Source organism: Agarivorans sp. QJM3NY_25, assembly GCF_050870875.2.
In the GTDB taxonomy this organism is placed as follows: domain Bacteria; phylum Pseudomonadota; class Gammaproteobacteria; order Enterobacterales; family Celerinatantimonadaceae; genus Agarivorans.
In genome coordinates this window covers 902,711-921,038 of sequence record NZ_CP194041.2, presented here as the reverse complement: position 1 = coordinate 921,038, position 18,328 = coordinate 902,711, and the positions used below count along the sequence as shown (strand labels likewise).

Below are 18,328 nucleotides of genomic sequence, written 5' to 3'. Positions count from 1 at the left end.
TTTATCGAATACTGGGCTCTAAGCTTTTTATTTATTGCGACTTCCTTTGTTACGGCTTCGACTCGATGAACTCCCACCACGCTTCCCACGCCCCTTCGATTTTCTTCGACCTTGAGGTGCTGGATCGGGCTCAAAATTACCATACTCCTCATCATCGGATACATCTACTGTGACCTTCTCTTTGGGGGTGGGCACAAAGCCTGGAATGAACTCCCGCTTAAATTTACCACCAATCACACGTTCAATCGCCGCTAACTGCTTGGCTTCATCTTCACTAAACAATGAAACCGCCAAACCAGAGGTACCTGCACGCCCGGTACGACCAATACGATGCACATAGTCTTCCGGTACATAAGGGAGATCAAGGTTAACCACACAAGGCAACTGATGAACTTCAATCCCCCGAGAGGCGATATCAGTGGCGACTAAAACGCTTAGTTCACCATTTCTAAAACCCTCTAAAGCAAGAGTGCGGGCGTGCTGAGTTCGATTAGCATGGATTGATGCGGCACTAATCCCAGCGTTTTGTAGCTGAGTAACCATGTTATCGGCGCCTACTTTAGTACGAGTAAAGACTAAAACTTGATGCCAATGATTACTTTTAATTAAGTGGATCAATAGCTCGCTTTTACGCGCCTTATCGACTGGATAGATAAGCTGCTTAACCATATCAACGGTACTGTTGGCAGCGGTTACTTCAATCAAAACAGGGTTATTTAACATCCCCTTCGCAAGCAACTTGATCTCTTTAGAAAATGTTGCTGAAAACATCAACGTTTGACGTTTACTCGGGAGCAAGCTTTGAATGTGACGAATATCGTCGACAAATCCTAAATCCAACATCCGATCAGCTTCATCCAAGACTAATATCTCAAGCTGTTCAAAGTTAATCGCCCCTTGATTATAAAGATCAATCAAACGACCAGGAGTCGCAACCAGCACATCCAAACCACTTTCCAACTGAGCTATCTGTGGTTCAATCCTCACGCCACCAAACACAGCCGCAGAGCGAATATTCATATGCCGGCTGTAATTTTGAACGCTCAAGACCACTTGAGCGGCAAGCTCTCGGGTTGGCGTAATCACTAAAGCCCTTACCGAATGAGTCTGTGGACAAGGGCCACCTGATAATAGCTGCACCATAGGCAGGGTAAAACCAGCCGTTTTTCCAGTGCCAGTGTGTGCCACTGCCACCACATCACGCTGACTAAGCACAACCGGAATCGCTTCAAGCTGTATTGGAGATGGTCTTACATAACCTTGCTCGGCAACGCTTTTCAACAGCTGAGCACACAAGCCTAAAGAGCCAAATGACATAGATAAATCTTCCTTTACAGCATCACGCCAAGCTCAAGCGCACAGCGTCAGTATCCAAATAAAATGCAAAATGTTGAGACAGCCATTTTATACATTGGAAAATACCGACAAATAATAGGGCGGCCATCCTAACAACAGAATCTAGCTCAGTCGACAACATCGACTCAAATCAGCTATTTTGCGCAATCTTGCAATGAAAACGCCAAGTATTGCGAATTGAGTAAGCGGTTTAGTCAATTCGAAGGCCATGATGAACCGCCAAAGCGTGAGCGCTTTGCGTGCTTTAATAACGACGATGCTAGGCTAGTATCGGGAATACGAGCGCATGAACAAAGCCAATCGCATCCTACATACACTGATGTAAATCATCAGTTAGTCTAAAGGAGTAAGAAAACAAATTGATAAATCTAAACAGTGCAACAATATTGCATAATCAGGGCATCTTCTCGGCCCAGCTTATCGCAGGGGTAATATCCTTTACGACAATCAATTTCAACAAACTGAAAACGCTGATATAGACTCTGAGCAATCACATTACTGCGACGAACTTCCAGCATAATTTGCTGCCATTGTTGCTGCTCAGCCAACGCAAACATCGCTTGCATCAGGCGCTTACCTAAACCCTGCCCTTGATGTGCTGGATCAACGGCCAAATTAATCAATTCTGCGTCTCCGGCGACCACCCGTAAGATCATATAAGCTAACAAATGATTTTTGTGCCACAGACCCAAATTACGGTACAAACCACCAAAATTACTACTGAGTAATTGGCGACTCCAAGGATGTGAATGAGCCGCCTGTTCAATATTCAACATCATCGGCACATCCATCACCGACAGATGACTTACTTCGACTTGAGGAGCTGAGTGCATATTTGCTGCCATAAAATACGTTTTGCCTGGCGATCACTGAGCAGGCGTTGCGGATCACATTCAATCAAGCAAGGGTGAATTGGTGCCGGCTGATGCGGATCTGCCCATAATACCCACGCTTGGTAAGCCGCTGGAAAATGAGCGGCGCTAACGCAATGAACATCCTGCCATTCGAGCTCCATAGCAGCAACAATAGCTTTAAATAGATCGATATGCACTTGTAACTCATCTGGCTCAATCACTATCACCAAAGGCCAAGCCAAGGGCTCAGTCATAACTTGGCTGACGAGGTTAGCACGAGTTTGCCAAACATCAATATCCATCTCAGCCAAGTAGGTCAGCGCCTGCTTATCTAACATTTCACGCCTCTATATCCATCTTCAGTTATCCACACGAACCGTTCTCAACGTGGTTTTTTCTTTAAACTCAGCGTGGTTTTGCCACTGTTTTTGGGAGCATTCTTCAGCCGATGAGTGCTCGTCGCTTGTTTGTTATGCCATACTGTTTTAGCGCCAGATTTGCTCGCTTCAACCGCCGTTTTACTCGAGTGAGCCACCGCCTGATTAATTTCAGACATTTCAGCTTCGCTTAAATTACGCCACTGCCCCGGTCGTAAATCATCTAAACGCACATTCATAATCCGGGTACGCTTGAGCTTCAGCACCTCATAGCCGAGGTATTCACACATCCGACGAATTTGTCGATTGAGTCCTTGGGTGAGAATAATAGTAAACACAAATTTGCTATTTACTTTGACCTTGCAGGGCTTGGTAACCGTATCGAGGATCGGTACGCCGCGTGACATTCGCTCCACAAAACGCTCACTCAGCGGTTTATCCACAGTCACCACATATTCTTTATCGTGGGCATTCTCAGCGCGCAAAATTTTGTTAACGATGTCGCCATCACTGGTTAGAAAAATTAAACCTTCAGAGGGCTTATCCAGTCGACCAATCGGAAAAATACGCTGTTTATGAGCAATAGCGTCGATGATATTACCTTTCACATGACGCTCGGTGGTGCTGGTGATCCCAATCGGTTTATTGTAAGCGATATAAACCCGATCAGACTTATTGCTAGCGATGGCTTTAATTAATTTGCCATCCACGGCAACCCGATCGGTAGGCTGAACCTTGGTTCCCAATTCGGGTTTGATGCCATTAATGGTGACTCGCTGCTGCTCAATGAGCTTGTCTGCTTCACGACGAGAACAAAAACCGGAGTCACTGATAAATTTATTTAGACGTTTTTCGCTTGAGGCACTCACAAAGGGCTTCCACTGGCTAGTTTACCCGCCTATTAGAACACAGGTCGCTAACACCAATCCAATAAATGCGACAACAAGCTAACTAGACATTTGCTCGGCCATTTCACGCCCCTGTCCTCTCACCTTATCGATCGATACATAGTATGACGAAGGCAGAATCAAACGCCCAGAATGGGCATGGCTAACCAAGTAATCGATTTTCGCGGCTTTACTTTCTAATGAGTCCCAGTCTCGATGCACTTTACAGGCAAAGTTCAATACCAACGCCCTGAGCGGCTCAATAGTCGCTAAATCAGGATTCATATAAAACTCAATGGTATCCACTAAACGCGGTGCAAACTTCCAGCTGCGGGCCAATTCCGCGCCCAATTTGGCAGTTGTCGTCCCCAACAAACGCCGTTGTAACTCAAGCTCATCTTCACCTTCTGCCACCCTCGCGAGAATTTCGCAGGCAATATCGGGAACCAAACTATGGATCATCAAGTCGCCAATGTTGTGCAAAATACCAGCCGTAAACATCTCGTTGGCATCGATCCCAACTTTATTTGCAATTTTACTGGCGATAATCGCAATCTCGAAGGTATCTCCCCAATATAATTTCATGTCTAAGGTTTTAAATCTTGGGAAAGCATTGGTCAACCAAGAGACCACAATCATTGTTTTTAAAGGGATAACCCCCAAACGGATCACCGCCTCGTTGACCGAAGCAATCGTTCTGCTATGACCAAAATGAGCGGAGTTAGACAAGCGCAATACCCGTGCGCTAATCACTTGGTCCATCGAGATTTTCTTGGCGAGCACCGCAAAATCGCAATCAGGGTGATTAAGCATGCTCACTAACTCTTGCACCACGCTCGAAACTTTCGGTAATTCATTAACCCGGGCAAGCAATTCTTGTTCGGTCATCCTAACCTCCCTGCCACCAATATCATTGCTGAGTGTCGGCAGACTCACTCAATATGTCGATTTAAGGACGAATTTTAACTACTAATTCAACTACTAATATAGCTGCTTTAAGCCAGTCGAGTAACTTTGAGTTGACGAATTGTTAAAATATGAAATTTATCAGTATTTGATAACACACAATAAAGATAAATCTGCGTAAGCGCAAACCAACGTTCACCCGGCCAATTAGTCAGCGACAAACTAGTGAATATTGTAAGTAAAAAAGGCACTACATCTGTAGCGCCCTACTTATAATTAAAGTTTTATGATTGATCGCTCAGACGATGAGCCAAAGAATAGATTCGCAGGCGACCGATTCAAGTGTCAGCTAAAGCATAAGCTAATGAGCCAATCGAACTAGCCAAAATGACGCCCCGCTAACCACGCGAGTTTTAGCCCTTCGAACACCGCATGGATCAGCACCGACTACAAATATTCATCAACTGTCACTTCACTGTAGCGGCAAAATATCGAGCGAGACACAAATCTGCGCTCGAGACTCAAACGGGCAATCGAATCACAGCGAAGTGGCATAAGCACTCAGCAGCAGATCCAGCTTAAGAAAATGTTTAAGATTCGCTAAACAACCCGCTTAAAAAAAGCGCGGCGCAAAGCGAGCTCAAGGCCACGGACTTCAGCAAGGCCCTTCAAACGGCCAATTGCCGAATAACCAGGGTTAGTTTTTTTATTCAAATCATCGAGCATTTGATGGCCATGATCAGGACGCATTGGGATCAGTCTTTGTTCCCCCTGCTGTTTACGGCGATGCTCTTCTGCTAACAGCGCCATGACGACCTGATACATATCGACATCACCCTCAAGATGAGCCGCCTCATGAAAACTCTTCGAATTCTCTTCACGCATAGTCGAACGCAGATGAGTAAAGTAAACACGCTCACCATGTTGCTTAATCATATTCACCAAATCGTTGTCACCACGTACCCCATAAGAGCCAGTACACATGGTAATCCCATTCATTTTACTGGGAACTTGTTCAGTGAGAAAATTAATGTCTTCAATGGTAGATACGATGCGCGGCAAACCTAGAATAGGTCGTGGTGGATCGTCCGGATGAACCGCCATTCTCAAACCATAAGCTTCGCAAACAGGCATTAACTGCTGTAAAAAATAAACCATGTGTTCACGCAAACGATCTTTAGTAATACCCGCGTAACGGTCCAACTGAGCCTGAAACTCGGTGAGCGTATAGCCCTCTTCTGCGCCCGGCAAACCTGCAATAATATTGCTGGTCAGTTTAATCACATCTTGTTCAGACATTTGCTGAAAATATGCCAGCGCCTGTTGTTGCTCATCAGCGGAATAATCTTTTTCGGCCGCTGGTCGTTTAAGAATATGTAGCTCAAACGCGGCAAAAGCGATTTGATCGAAGCGTAGCGCTTTGGAACCATCAGGCATTTCGAATGCCAAATCAGTGCGAGTCCAATCTAAAACAGGCATGAAATTATAACATACCGTATCGATGCCACACTGCGCCAAATTAGTCAGGGTTTGCTTGTAGTTTTCGATCCATTGTTGGTAATCACCGGTTTGAGTTTTGATATCTTCATGTACCGGAACACTCTCTACCACCGACCAGCTTAAACCTTTCGCTTCGATGATTTGCTTACGCTTTAGAATTTCCGGTTTACTCCATACTTCCCCATTAGGAATATGGTGCAAAGCATTCACAATTCCGGTCGCCCCCGCCTGACGAATATCGTCGAGAGACACCAGATCATTGGGACCATACCAACGCCAAGTTTGTTCCATTACAACCACCTTTTTATCTATATAATCAATTTACTTCACCATCGTAGTGCCAACGATGAAACAAACTAAAAATAGCAATTCATTGCAAAATTTAAGTCATAGCAATTTTGGAGAACCAACAGGGGCCGATCATCATTTCCCCAACGACACCACCGGATTCGAGCTAAACAAATAGCCGTCAAAACTGGGGTCGTCAATGTCTGAGAGCTCCAATAGTCGCTGTTTTACATTTTCAAGGTGTTGCCACATGGCATTTTTAGCCGCTATCGGATCTTTACGTTGCATCGCCGCCAAAATACGGGCGTGGTCAGCAAGCCACTCTTCACGATAAGCCGTATCAGTAATGTATGAATGAAGAACTTTCCACATTGGACTTTGTTCTCTGCGCTCCCAAGAATGCTTCAGCATATCCACCAAAACCGAGTTTTGCGTCGCCTCGGCAATGCTTAAATGAAACAACTCATCGCCACTGCTATTACAAGAGCCTTCGGCCAGTTCTTTGCGTTCCAGCTCTAAAGCCGCCCGCATCTTCACGATATCGCCTGGAGTTACTTGAATCGCCGCAAATTCAGCAATATTACTCTCGAGTAATTGCCGAGCTTGCAGCATTTCAAAAGGGCCTGCATCATCTTTCATCACATTTTCACGGCCATTCGATTGGTCCGGAATATTCACAACGTAAACCCCAGAACCTTTCTTGACTTCAACTAAATTTTCCAACTCCAGCATAATAATGGCTTCACGCACCACGGTGCGACTCACCTGAAGCCTTTCGGCAATCTCACGCTCAGGTTGTAGACGGTCTCCCACTTGGTAATGACCATCCATTAATTCTTGTCTCAGTATTAGACCGAGTTCCTGATACGGTCGTTTCGGTTCAAAAAGCATCATGATCTGCTTATCACTATTGTCCATTACATTATGCGTTCATCATAATGGCCCAAGCAAATTGGTCAACCTGTTTATCTAAAACTGCCGTAACACCTTGTTTTCATGTTTCAATAATCAATTGAATTAATAGCCTTCATCGGCTCAACTGCTCAACAGCTGGCTTCCCCAATCGCCCTAAAGAAATCATCAATACAGCGGCAGAGCCACGCGTTCTAGGCCGAAATACTTCAGTTGCATCGCCGTTTATTGCTGTATAGCACTCACAGCGGCCAAAGCAGAGCCAGCTTCATCGCTTTACTCTCGAGCAGTAGAAATCTCAAAGCTTGTAAGTTCGATTTGATTCAGCTTCGACGCACATATTCGCGATAAAACAACGCAATGTCAAACCAATATCCACAAATTACCGACCAATATTCATAAAAACAACATTTTGGTTAACCAATTACGTGACACCGATCACCATCTGTTTCATGGTATTTCCTTATAATCCTGACCTAAAGAAGCCCAAGACCATTTATCGTTAAAAATAACTGCTCAACCAAATTTATCACTAGTTACTTTATTCGCTCAAATGGAAAACAACTAACAATTGGTATACCAAAGTTAACAAATTCAATGAACCGAGGGCGATCTTTATCGACGACTGCTATGCGATTTCTCCACAGCTCGATGCTTAGCAAACTCACCAACAAAGCAATGAAACAACAAAGGTGCTTCTATGCAGCCTCGATTATCGCGCAATACAGTGGACTCGATTTCACAAAGCAACCTTTGCCTCCAGGGGGGAAGGGTGAGACTTGAAGACTCAATCAAAAATGAATTTTATTATCGAAAAATATTCCGCCAGTTTGACTGACGGAAAATAAGGAAAAATCATGAACAATATTGCTAATACCACTCTTAAGGCTGGAGTACTCCGCCCGAGCTACCCTCGATTAAATCTGAAAAGTCGCATTGTCCATCTTGGTTTTGGCGCCTTTCATCGTGCCCATCAAGCCTTATTCACCAACGAAGTATTAGATAAATCCAGCAGTGATTGGGGGATCTGCGAGATCAACCTATTTGGCGGAGAGGAACTAATCCGCCAACTCCGCCAACAAGATCATCTATATACGGTTAGCGAAAAAGGGGCTACCGAAACCACCGTGAAACTCATCGCTTCAGTAACCGAATCCTTGCATCCCAGCTTCGAAGGCTCGCAGGCGGTATTAGCGAAGATGGCCGAGCCACAAGTAGCAATTATCTCGATGACCATCACCGAGAAAGGTTACTGTGTCGATCCGACAAGCGGTCGTTTAGATCTCAATAATTCGTTGATAGCCACCGATCTGGCTAATCCTCGACAACCGAGTTCGGCCATCGCCTATATCGTTGAAGCCTTGAGAATGCGGCGCGATTTAGGTCGGCGCGCCTTTACGGTGATGTCTTGCGATAATGTTCAAGAAAACGGTCATGTTGCCCGCGCCGCCGTACTCGATTTTGCCCAAGCGGTTGATCAAGAGCTTGCCGCTTGGATCGAAGCAGAAGTAAGCTTTCCCTGTACCATGGTTGATCGTATCGTTCCTGCGGCAACCGCCGAAACCTTGGAAGAAATCAGCCAACAACTTGGCGTCGCCGATCCCTGTGGTATCGCCTGTGAACCCTTTAAACAATGGGTGATTGAAGATAATTTTGTTAATGGGCGTCCTGATTGGGATATCGCCGGTGCAGAATTTGTAAGCAACGTGGTTCCCTTCGAAGAAATGAAACTACGCATGTTAAACGGCAGCCATTCCTTCCTCGCTTATCTCGGCTATCTGGGAGGGTATCAACATATTTCCGATACCATGAGCAATGAGAGTTACCGCCAAGCCGCTTTCGATTTAATGATCAAAGCTCAAGCTCCGACTTTAAACATGCCAGAGGGTACCGATTTACTTGCCTACGCCAAGCAACTGATAGAACGTTTTAGTAATCCAAGTTTAAAACATCAAACTTGGCAAATCGCTATGGATGGTAGCCAAAAGATCCCACAACGTTTTGGTAGCGCCTTGCGTTATCACTTAAACCAAGGCTCAGACTACAAATGGTTAGCAATGGGCATCGCTGCTTGGATGAAATACGTCGGTGGCGAAGATGAAAACCAACAGCCCATAGAGGTTCGAGATCCGATGGCAGAGCAATTAAAAGCGATTTACCAAGCACATCCAGAACAAGCATCACGAGTCAAAGCCCTGCTAGGACTTGAATCCGTCTTCGGTAAAGAGCTTGTGAATCATCATCATTTGATTGCCGAAATCAGCAAAGCCTACCAAATCATTTGTCAAACAGGCGCTCGCGCGGCCGTGGCTTCCCTATAAACAAGCCGACTCCGAAGGTGGGGCGTCGAAGGATGCATTGCTAAACAAACCCATATCATTGCGAAGCGAATACCCGCTTCGCAATAATCGGCCATCCAAAGATGGCGAAGAATTGTTTCAAATATGGGCAACTGCAATCTTTGCGCACGGCACGGAAAACCATAAAACCGATCGCCATGGATGCTGGAGGTGTATATGCTCAGCTTAAGGAACAAGCGCTTTCACCACTGAAGAACGAGTATACTGCTTGCTTCAAGCCAAAAAGCTTCCATAATAAACCTTTATTTATCCAGTAAAATCAACCATGATCTCCAGATTCACAGGGGATGAGGCAAGACCGCATGAAACTAGCTCTGCTCTATACTCTAGAGGCCAATATCGCCCTGTTTAAACCCTACCTTGAGCAACACTTAGAGATGAACAAACTCGATATCAAGCACTATGTTCACCCCGAATTACTACAAAGAGCCATCGAGCAAGGCTTAAGTGAACAGCTGATTAAAGCTGTACAACAAGTAATACAACAAATCGCACAGGCAGGCGCAGAGCTGATTGTATGTACCTGCTCAACCATCGGAGACATTGCAGAAAATACCCCGAATGTGTCCGCCCGAGTGATCCGAGTCGACCGTCCCATGGCCAATCAAGCGGTTCAAGCCCAGCGAGTGCGAGTATTTGCCGCGCTGCAAAGCACACTCACTCCAACCCTTGAGCTAATCGCCAGCTGTGCCCAACAACAGGCGAAAAACCCCAGAGTAAACGCCGAACTAGTCCCCCAAGCCTGGTCCTATTATCTGGCGGGCGACACCGACAACTATGCACGTACAATTGCCCAACACATCAATCAACAGCGTCTCGATGATGATGTCATTGTACTTGCACAGGCTTCGATGGCCCATGCGACTCAATATATTCAACAACCAAATATAAGCATATTAAACAGCCCCGAGTTAGCCGCTCACTACTTACGCGAGCAATTGCAATTCAGTCAAATTTAAGGGAATTATCATGCCAGAATTAAACCTAGCGCAAGTTGTCGGCCTGATCGCTTTCCTAATCGGTATCAGTGCCTTTTTTACCCAAGATGGCCATGCATTTAGACGCCGACTGACCATTTTTCAAATTGTGCTGTGTGGTCACTTTATATTAATGGGGGCTTATACGGCGGTGTTTGCCAGTGCCATTAGCGCGTTAAGAACCTATGCGTCTAGCAAAACTCAGTCCAGCGGCGTCATGTGGAGTTTTATTGCCCTGTTGTGGTTAATGAGTGTGCTGGCGATGCATAATCCCTATGAACTGCTCCCCATTATTGGTACGTCCTTAGCGACTTGGGGGCTATTTAAAACGGAAGGCTTAAAACTTCGCGCCTTGCTTCTATTCAACTCCTTTTGTTGGTTAGGCAACAACCTGTTGTTGGGCTCCATTGGTGGCACGATGATGGAAACAACCTTTATCTTGGTCAATTCCTATACCATCATCAAGCTCATCAGAGCCAACAACAAGCAAGCGATTGAATAAGTATTCGAGATAAGCCAAGGGCACGGTGGCTGTAGATGGCATAAAACAATCATAAACGACTATTATTGCGACAGCTTAGGCAAAGGCTTTCACCGCTTGAATTGCTTATAATTGCAGTTAATCAATGGCGGCTAAGGCACCATTCACACAGCGCATACCTGGTACAAAAGTCAGCTTATCTGCCGACATCTTTTGACCATTGGGTAGCTTAATATGATTAACTAACCAGAGCACACAGCCATCACTTAGATTCAGTAAACAACGAACTTGAGAATACAAGTGGCCATCATCAAACACTGAAGATACCGCGAAGGCTTGACCTTGCCACGCTTTTACCGCCTTATCATGACACATCACTAAATCGAGATATAAAATTTCCGGCACCACATCTTTCACCACTTTCAAGCATAATCTAGTACTAGAATAGCTTTGTTTTTCCAGCCACAGTCGATGGCCAATCGCGGTATCGGTCCACTCGAGGATCGTCATTTCTGCGTTCATGTCATTCCTTATCTATTACAGAGGAAACAATGGTATTTTTTAACTAAGCGAGGGTCGACAATCGAATCTCCCTTATTGCTTTCTGGTCACCACATGATCAAACAGTATGGAGTAAGGCATTATACCACCGCCATGCCACCAAACGCTTTTCACACCCACAAAAATGACAGGATCTCCCTACGATAAAAATAATTGACTGAAAATTTTAGCCGTTTTATCATGCCGACGGCTAAAAAATGTATCAAAACGCGCTTTCATGGCGCCACGCTCCCCCTAGCACTTCCTTTAGAAATGCTGATTTTCTGTGGGTTCCCCATATTGATACAAGGCTCCATTCAATGAATAATTCTAACACTCGTAATTTCTGCATCATCGCCCATATCGATCACGGCAAATCAACCCTTGCCGACCGCATGATCGAATACACCCATACCCTCACAGCCCGTGAAATGAAAGATCAAATATTAGATTCGATGGATATCGAACAAGAACGAGGGATTACGGTTAAACTGCAAACCGTTCACATGCTCTGGCAAGACAAAACTGGAAAAAAGTGGCAATTCAATCTTGTTGACACCCCAGGTCATGTCGATTTTTCTTCTGAAGTATCCCGCAGCATTACTGCCTGTGAAGGTGCTATCCTACTGATTGACGCGACTCAAGGTGTACAAGCACAAACACTGGCTAACTTGCGTCTTGCTCAACAACATGGGCTCACAATATTGCCTGTCGTGAATAAAATTGACAGCCCTCAGGCTGATCTTGCGCGGGTGATGACGCAGCTATCGGCAATTGATGGCCTTGCCCTACAACATATCATGCACTTGTCAGCAAGAACCGGAGAGGGTGTTGAAGCCTTGCTTGACACGATCCCAAAACGATTCCCTAGCGCCAGGAGCAATCCCAAAAACCCTCTAAGAGCCTATATTTTTGACTCTCACTACGACTGTTACCGTGGTGCGATCCTGCATGTAAGAATAATGGATGGCAAACTATCGCCAAAGGAAACACTTAAATTCATATCGACAGGTCAGTCATTTGAAGTGATTGAGACGGGTTATTTCATGCCCCAAATGACCCCGACTCGAAGACTCAATACGGGTGATGTAGGCTATATCACTGGGGCTATAAAAGATATTCGCGCGGTGCATGTTGGAGATACAATAACATCACGCCACCAGCCGGCAACAGAGCTAGTGCAAAAGTTCACAGAAATAAAACCAATGGTTTTTTGCGGCATTTATCCCGACCTACAAGGCAATGCTGAAAACCTGAGGTATGCGATGCAAAAACTACAACTGAATGATGCCTCACTCTCCGTAGAGCCTCACGTATCAGAGTCTTTAGGCGCTGGATTTCGTTGCGGATTTCTCGGCATGCTGCATCGAGAAATAATTGAAGAACGCCTTAAAAGGGAATATCAACAACACGTAATCACCACTGCACCAACCGTGAATTACCGGTGTATTTTAAAAAATAACACGATTCTAGAAGTCGATAATCCAGCTCTGTTTCCATCTCACGATGTTCTAAACTATGCCGAAGAACCCTTAGTAAGGGTGAGCATTAGCACCCCCTCTCGTTTTTCGGGAAGAGTTCTAGAATTGTGTGACAGCAAAATGGGGGACTATATGAATATGTCCTACCTTTCCGATGATGACGTTCTCATCGAATACAGCATGCCCCTAGCAATGATGATTAATGGCTTTTTTAGTGAGCTTAAATCTGCCAGCAAAGGCTATGCAACGCTTGACTATAAACCAGATGGTTACAAACGCTCAGAGCTAGTTAGAGTTGATATTCATATCGATACCCAAGTTGTCGATGCATTAACCTTTATTAGCCTTCGCGATAGCTCATTTCAGCGCGGCACCGCGCTGGTAAACAAATTGAAATACCTCATGCCGCGTAAACTTTATCCGGTACCTGCCCAAGCAGTGGTTAACAATAAAGCGATTGCTCGCGTAGATATTCCACCATTACGTAAAAATATGCTTGCGTCTGGGTTCAATGGTAGTGTTTCAGCAAAACAGCGAATGATACGCCAGCAACGAGAGCATCGTAAAAATAGCCGAGGGGCTCTAAGGATGGAAATATCTAGGGAAATCTTTAGCGCAATACTCCTCGCTTAAAAATTATTGGTTATATAGCTAACATGAAATGACGCTCCCAAAACTGGGAGCTGATCTTTCAGCCATAATCGATGACCCGAAGCGGGACAACAGATATAAGAACGAAATATCAACTCACTCGTATCAAATGTCATAACATTCAAGCTAATTCGTAAACCTCCTGTCGACTGACAACGGTCGACAGGAGGTTTTATATCAAACCCGATATAATACCAATCTAACTAATGAACCGCGCATTTTTACTGGCCTAAATCACCGCTAACTTCGTTATAAACCTTGTAATTAGAGCCACTAGTTACAGCTATTCATGCCTCTTTATCAGCAGATTTATTCAACGCGGCTGATAATACAATGAATCAAATTGGTATAAGCAGTCGCTGAAACGGCTTAGCCGCGATTTGCTCCGGTAAGCAATACAGCGATATGACCTTGTAGCGCTTGCTCTTCGCTCATTGCAATCACGCCAGCGATAGCAACCGCACCAGAAGGCTCTAATCTCAACGAATCGGCAGTTTCGGCATCTTCCATAGCCCTCTGGATCTGCGGGTCATCAACTAAAATCACCTTGTCTACCAAACCTTGCATGTCCATCACCGCTTCCGGAATGGGGCTTCTTACGGCAAGCCCATCGGCAATCGTATTCACCGAATCACGCTCAACCGCACGAGATTGTAGCCAGCTGCAATACATTGAATCGGCACCTTTGGGAACAACACCGATAATCTGGGTACTCGGCGAGGATGCTTTTACCCAGCGCGCAACACCGTTGATCAAGGCCCCATTTCCCAGCGGAATATATACCGCATCGAAATGCTGGCCCTTGCTGAGTAACTCAACCCCAATGCTTCCAGCGCCTTCTGAAACAGCCACCTCTTTACCGTCTTCCAGAAAACAATAAGCATGCTGTTGGCTATACAGCTTGGCTTGCTCTTTGGCGCTATCAAAATCATCACCATAGTGCTGAATCTTAGCGCCTAATGCTTTGATTTTAGAAACCTTAAGCGGGTTCGCATTGCTCGGAACAAAAACCTCTAGCGGGCGTTTTCGCTGCTGACAACTCCAAGCCAGTGCAAGTCCCCAATTACCGGCACTCGCACAAACAATTGGCCGTTTATCCTCAGGACTGAATACTGTAGAGAGGTAGTGTTCAGCTCCTCGCCCCTTAAAACAAGCAATCGGATTATCGGTTTCATCTTTAAGCCAGATATTGGCCTTGCAAGCTTGGCTTAAAAAGGACGAACGGAATAACCGAGACTGGGTAAACAAGGGGTTGATATGCTGGTGTGCCCTCTGGATTTTACTTAAAGAGATCCTCGACTCCGCCACTGGTGGGCAAACCCTCGATTTGTGCGCTGACGGTAACACGTTATCTCCCTTCGCGTGGTCAATCATCAACACGCCATCGAGATGTTCATACTCATGTTGCAATAGCTCCGAATAATCGGCCGGAAGCTCATTCCAATCACGAAACTCACCGTGAATATTTTGGTATTTGAGGCTAATGCTTTGATGCCGTTGGATTTTAACGATCAGTTCTGGGGTACTTAAACAGTCATCCCAAACCGACTGCATAGCGTCACTGCGCCAAGTGATTTCCGGGTTAATCAAGGTGATTGGCGCAGCCCCCAAGTTAACCACAATAATCCTTAAAGACAGCCCCGTTTGTGGCGCAGCTAAAGCTCGACCAAATCCGAGCCTATGGCGAACATCATTTAAGGAGGCATGTAAGTTGTTGACACAAGAGCGCAGATTATCGTCAAAATCGGTCACAATTTTCGCTTTTTTTCGAAGGCTTCCCGATACATCACTATCAGGTGTCAGCACTTCCATAATCTCAGACATGATTGTATTTCCTTCACTAAAATGAGTCTTAATATGCTAAGAGAAAGAGCTAATCAATAGCGCCATTGTTTATAAAAAAGCTGCACAAATCCGGCTTAAAATCAGCAAAACACGCATATTTTCGTCATCTGAAACACCAACAACTACTCCAACAGTTGCTCGATAAAAGCTGAAGCGTCCTGTTTCGATTGGCGAATAATTAATGAAGAAGTAAAACTTCGAACATTGTCATCATCCATCAACATGTTTTGAGTAAATGAATCAAACTCAGCCACACTCTTCACTGCAATCAGCAAACAAAAATCACTTTGCCCGGTAACGTAATAACATTGCAGTACGCAAGGATGAATTCGCATCTTATTTTCGAAGCGACCAATATCGGTATTTCGCTCATCGATCAGATCCACATGAATAATAAACTGCATTTGAATTCCGAATTTCTCGGGATTCAACTCCGCGATTTCTTTATCAATCATGCCGCTACTTCGTAATTGCTTAATCCGACGTTGAACGGCAGAAGCCGACAAACCCACCATGGAACCGATATACTCAGCGCTCTTTTTAGTGTCTTTGCGATAAATTGACAGGATCTTTAAATCTAAACTATCCATTTCCACATGCTTATCTCACTTTGTTTGAACAGTAGTTTCCCTGAATCAATGAGATTTGCAAAGAACTGGATCGTTACAATATTTCGGCACACCCGAGAGACCTCAAAAAATGAGATCTGTAGCATCGTGCCACGATAAGCGAATCAGACGGTATTTTGTGAGTGATGCAAACCGATGAGAAAAAGCGATGGAGGCTGTTCAACAGAGCCTTACATTGAATAGCGCAAAGGATACCTAATCATTCGACCCAGAAACACCATAGGACTGAACCAACGCCTTATAGTCTGCGGACTGGCGTATATTACCAATGGCATTCCAAATACACTCCGTCAACGCGGTATGCTCAAAATAAAAATTCTTCGAAAACATCAAATAACCGAGCTTGGATTTGAGCGCAGGCTGTAATATTTTAATCTGACGAGCGAGTAACGGTGCAAAGGCAATCACCGATTGAACATTGCCGCCAATAGCAACAACGCCGTCGACCCGCTTAGCAACCAGCATATCCAGCATCTGCTGCTCATCATTAAACTCAAGCGGTTTTAAGCCCAAACGTTTTACAATATCGATACCAGCAGAGCCTCGTTCAACCGCGATACGGGTCCTCGAACCACTGATCTTTTTTCCATCCCACTTTAAGTCGCTTTGTTTAAGCGTAAACAATTGATAAAAGTAGCCTCTTACCGCCCGCTCTGGATCCGGTAATCCGTCTTTCATCGGATAAGCACCATAGACCGCCCGTTCGCTTTTATAGCTGGAAGAATAAGCGGCGTCTGCACCACCATACTCCACCAACAACAGCGCCCTTTTCCATGGAACTAACAAAAACTTGATTTCAACACCACAGCGCTCACCAGCCTGCAGCAACAACTCAGCACGATAACCGGGTCGGTCTGCTAAACGTTGCTTATCTAGATGATCAAAAACTGGCCCAGAGGGGCCGCCTGCGGAGGCTGTCGTGGCAATAACAATGCTGCGAGTCTCTTGTGCTGCACTTACAAACGACATAATTAACATGGCATAAGCCGCCAAGTTGATGAGAATGCCCCGAAGTCCTTTCATTGATTGCTCCTTTACTGCTGAGTAATGGGAAGGCTTAAGCGCTCAGTGCTTTTTGTAAAACTCTGTATCAGCAGCGTACAACTTAGAAATACAGCATGTTGCAGATTATACATCTCAAAAGATATCTTGTAATGGTCATCCTTTTATGAATTTCATCAATTAAATATTTAAACCTGGCATGTGGTATTCAAAAAGCCTTCTCTGCAAACCTTGCTTGACTCTCGATTTTACTAGAGGCTTAACCTACATGGCCTTTTCAAACCAATTATCGCTTATATTTAATTCGATTTCCTCGTCAAATTGACCAGGCCAAAGCCCTGATATTTGATCATTCCAAGAGAAAACAGCATACCTAGAAAGATACCTGCAGAACCGATGAACTCAGCGCTAGTCAGCGACTCACCAAGCACAATAACGCCTAATACCAAGGCAATAGGAGGCACTAGCGACGCAAATATAGCGCCTTTGGCTGCGCCCAAAATACTAATACTTTTGGCGTAGCAATAGAGCGCAACAATCGCCACCAATACGCCTTGATACAGGCCATGATTAACCAACATGTCAACCGGAAGTTGAGTCAGTGCCCCAGGATTGAAGACTAAAGATATTGGTAAACAAACAACAGCCGAAACCACAGAAACCATCGCGGTAGCGACCCAAGAGTTTAACTGCCAAAATTTACAGAGTAATGTGAAAGAAGCCCAAAGAACGCCACAGCCTACAAACATAAGATCACCCAATAAAATGTCGGCATTCAATTCCTCAAAACTACTTTTGCCAATGAAAATAACCCCCGAAAGTATCAGCGCAATCCCTAACCATCGGCTGGGCGTCAATTTATCAGCAAAACAAAACATGCTCCCAAGGGTAGAAAATACCAACATCGTGCTCGGTGCAATAGTTCCAAAGTGAGTACTCGATGACAAATTAATCCCCGAAGTTGCAAGAATCACGTAGGGTGCCCCAGCACCAACGGCTAAAATAGCACCTTTACTAAAAATCACACTTAGTTTGATCGCATGGAACAACAGTACTGGCAACAAGATAAAACCGGCAATACTGAAACGAAGGGTCGCAATATCTAAAGGTGACAAACTTTGTAGCGCAGCGACTTTTGACACCACCGGCCAACTGCCCCAAATCATCGAGGCAATTAAACCGAGACCCACCCCAACCATGGTTCGCTTATCCATCATTAACATCATCATTTTCCCTCATTATTCGTGTCTATCCAGTTTATGCCTACCCGCCTTTCAAATCG

The 18,328-nt window shown here is 45.0% G+C and carries 16 protein-coding genes; 4 read left to right on the top strand and 12 right to left on the bottom strand.

Annotated features, from left to right (window positions below):
• Nucleotides 1-27 precede the first annotated feature (27 nt).
• The 7 genes from ACRRSW_RS04220 to ACRRSW_RS04190 form a co-directional block, all read right to left on the bottom strand.
• Nucleotides 28-1,317, bottom strand: coding sequence for a DEAD/DEAH box helicase (locus ACRRSW_RS04220; protein WP_432460969.1), 1,290 nt, complete (start codon nt 1,315-1,317; stop codon nt 28-30).
• 407 nt (nt 1,318-1,724) lie between these two features.
• Nucleotides 1,725-2,189 (bottom strand): ribosomal protein S18-alanine N-acetyltransferase, encoded by a 465-nt coding sequence (gene rimI, locus ACRRSW_RS04215; protein WP_432460968.1) that lies wholly within the window; start codon nt 2,187-2,189, stop codon nt 1,725-1,727.
• Nucleotides 2,162-2,548: a DNA polymerase III subunit psi gene (locus ACRRSW_RS04210; protein ID WP_432454472.1), complete on the bottom strand. Its 387-nt coding sequence runs from the start codon at nt 2,546-2,548 to the stop codon at nt 2,162-2,164. Before ACRRSW_RS04210 ends, rimI begins: the two co-directional genes overlap by 28 nt.
• Nucleotides 2,549-2,592: 44 nt before the next feature.
• Nucleotides 2,593-3,456, bottom strand: a complete 864-nt coding sequence (rluF, locus tag ACRRSW_RS04205) for a 23S rRNA pseudouridine(2604) synthase RluF (protein WP_432460967.1) — start codon at nt 3,454-3,456, stop codon at nt 2,593-2,595.
• Between the two features lie 78 nt (nt 3,457-3,534).
• Nucleotides 3,535-4,362: an HDOD domain-containing protein gene (locus tag ACRRSW_RS04200; protein WP_432454474.1), complete on the bottom strand. Its 828-nt coding sequence runs from the start codon at nt 4,360-4,362 to the stop codon at nt 3,535-3,537.
• Between the two features lie 618 nt (nt 4,363-4,980).
• A complete protein-coding gene (gene uxuA / locus ACRRSW_RS04195) occupies nt 4,981-6,171 on the bottom strand; it encodes a mannonate dehydratase (protein WP_432460966.1) in 1,191 nt (396 codons plus the stop codon).
• 132 nt (nt 6,172-6,303) lie between these two features.
• The gene (locus tag ACRRSW_RS04190) at nt 6,304-7,086 is read right to left on the bottom strand and encodes an FCD domain-containing protein (protein WP_432460965.1); all 783 of its coding nucleotides are present in this window, start codon (nt 7,084-7,086) and stop codon (nt 6,304-6,306) included.
• 851 nt (nt 7,087-7,937) lie between these two features.
• On the opposite strand from ACRRSW_RS04190, the gene ACRRSW_RS04185 reads away from it, so the two are divergent.
• The 3 genes from ACRRSW_RS04185 (at nt 7,938) to ACRRSW_RS04175 (ending at nt 10,919) form a co-directional block, all read left to right on the top strand.
• Nucleotides 7,938-9,401, top strand: a complete 1,464-nt coding sequence (locus tag ACRRSW_RS04185) for a fructuronate reductase (protein ID WP_432460964.1) — start codon at nt 7,938-7,940, stop codon at nt 9,399-9,401.
• A 341-nt stretch (nt 9,402-9,742) separates the two neighbouring features.
• Entirely contained in the window at nt 9,743-10,399 is a 657-nt protein-coding gene (locus tag ACRRSW_RS04180; RefSeq protein ID WP_432460963.1) for a hypothetical protein, read from the top strand.
• Nucleotides 10,400-10,409: 10 nt separating this feature from the next.
• Nucleotides 10,410-10,919 carry a YgjV family protein gene (locus ACRRSW_RS04175; protein WP_432460962.1) on the top strand — a complete coding sequence of 170 codons (510 nt, stop codon included), beginning with the start codon at nt 10,410-10,412 and terminating at the stop codon, nt 10,917-10,919.
• Nucleotides 10,920-11,036: 117 nt separating this feature from the next.
• Here ACRRSW_RS04175 and ACRRSW_RS04170 read toward each other — a convergent pair whose 3' ends face one another.
• Complete coding sequence (locus ACRRSW_RS04170; protein WP_432454480.1) at nt 11,037-11,420, bottom strand: hypothetical protein; 384 nt, start codon at nt 11,418-11,420, stop codon at nt 11,037-11,039.
• Nucleotides 11,421-11,758: 338 nt separating this feature from the next.
• Between ACRRSW_RS04170 and lepA the strand changes: the two genes are divergently transcribed.
• Nucleotides 11,759-13,552: a translation elongation factor 4 gene (lepA, locus tag ACRRSW_RS04165; protein ID WP_432460961.1), complete on the top strand. Its 1,794-nt coding sequence runs from the start codon at nt 11,759-11,761 to the stop codon at nt 13,550-13,552.
• A gap of 387 nt (nt 13,553-13,939) precedes the next feature.
• Here lepA and ACRRSW_RS04160 read toward each other — a convergent pair whose 3' ends face one another.
• The 4 genes from ACRRSW_RS04160 to ACRRSW_RS04145 form a co-directional block, all read right to left on the bottom strand.
• Complete coding sequence (locus tag ACRRSW_RS04160; RefSeq protein ID WP_432460960.1) at nt 13,940-15,394, bottom strand: pyridoxal-phosphate dependent enzyme; 1,455 nt, start codon at nt 15,392-15,394, stop codon at nt 13,940-13,942.
• Between the two features lie 143 nt (nt 15,395-15,537).
• Nucleotides 15,538-16,005 (bottom strand): Lrp/AsnC family transcriptional regulator, encoded by a 468-nt coding sequence (locus ACRRSW_RS04155; RefSeq protein ID WP_432460959.1) that lies wholly within the window; start codon nt 16,003-16,005, stop codon nt 15,538-15,540.
• A 234-nt stretch (nt 16,006-16,239) separates the two neighbouring features.
• A complete protein-coding gene (locus tag ACRRSW_RS04150; protein ID WP_432460958.1) occupies nt 16,240-17,067 on the bottom strand; it encodes a substrate-binding periplasmic protein in 828 nt (275 codons plus the stop codon).
• 278 nt (nt 17,068-17,345) lie between these two features.
• Nucleotides 17,346-18,275 carry a DMT family transporter gene (locus ACRRSW_RS04145; protein ID WP_432460957.1) on the bottom strand — a complete coding sequence of 310 codons (930 nt, stop codon included), beginning with the start codon at nt 18,273-18,275 and terminating at the stop codon, nt 17,346-17,348.
• Nucleotides 18,276-18,328: the final 53 nt, after the last annotated feature.

Coding starts and splice junctions, on each gene's coding strand:
- ACRRSW_RS04145 (WP_432460957.1), bottom strand. CDS start 18,275: ATGATGATGTTAATGATGGATAAGCGAACCATGGTTGGGGTGGGTCTC.
- ACRRSW_RS04160 (WP_432460960.1), bottom strand. CDS start 15,394: ATGTCTGAGATTATGGAAGTGCTGACACCTGATAGTGATGTATCGGGA.
- ACRRSW_RS04170 (WP_432454480.1), bottom strand. CDS start 11,420: ATGAACGCAGAAATGACGATCCTCGAGTGGACCGATACCGCGATTGGC.
- ACRRSW_RS04190 (WP_432460965.1), bottom strand. CDS start 7,086: ATGGACAATAGTGATAAGCAGATCATGATGCTTTTTGAACCGAAACGA.
- lepA (WP_432460961.1), top strand. CDS start 11,759: ATGAATAATTCTAACACTCGTAATTTCTGCATCATCGCCCATATCGAT.
- ACRRSW_RS04210 (WP_432454472.1), bottom strand. CDS start 2,548: ATGTTAGATAAGCAGGCGCTGACCTACTTGGCTGAGATGGATATTGAT.
- uxuA (WP_432460966.1), bottom strand. CDS start 6,171: ATGGAACAAACTTGGCGTTGGTATGGTCCCAATGATCTGGTGTCTCTC.
- ACRRSW_RS04220 (WP_432460969.1), bottom strand. CDS start 1,317: ATGTCATTTGGCTCTTTAGGCTTGTGTGCTCAGCTGTTGAAAAGCGTT.
- ACRRSW_RS04185 (WP_432460964.1), top strand. CDS start 7,938: ATGAACAATATTGCTAATACCACTCTTAAGGCTGGAGTACTCCGCCCG.
- ACRRSW_RS04155 (WP_432460959.1), bottom strand. CDS start 16,005: ATGGATAGTTTAGATTTAAAGATCCTGTCAATTTATCGCAAAGACACT.
- ACRRSW_RS04150 (WP_432460958.1), bottom strand. CDS start 17,067: ATGAAAGGACTTCGGGGCATTCTCATCAACTTGGCGGCTTATGCCATG.
- rimI (WP_432460968.1), bottom strand. CDS start 2,189: ATGCACTCAGCTCCTCAAGTCGAAGTAAGTCATCTGTCGGTGATGGAT.
- ACRRSW_RS04200 (WP_432454474.1), bottom strand. CDS start 4,362: ATGACCGAACAAGAATTGCTTGCCCGGGTTAATGAATTACCGAAAGTT.
- ACRRSW_RS04180 (WP_432460963.1), top strand. CDS start 9,743: ATGAAACTAGCTCTGCTCTATACTCTAGAGGCCAATATCGCCCTGTTT.
- ACRRSW_RS04175 (WP_432460962.1), top strand. CDS start 10,410: ATGCCAGAATTAAACCTAGCGCAAGTTGTCGGCCTGATCGCTTTCCTA.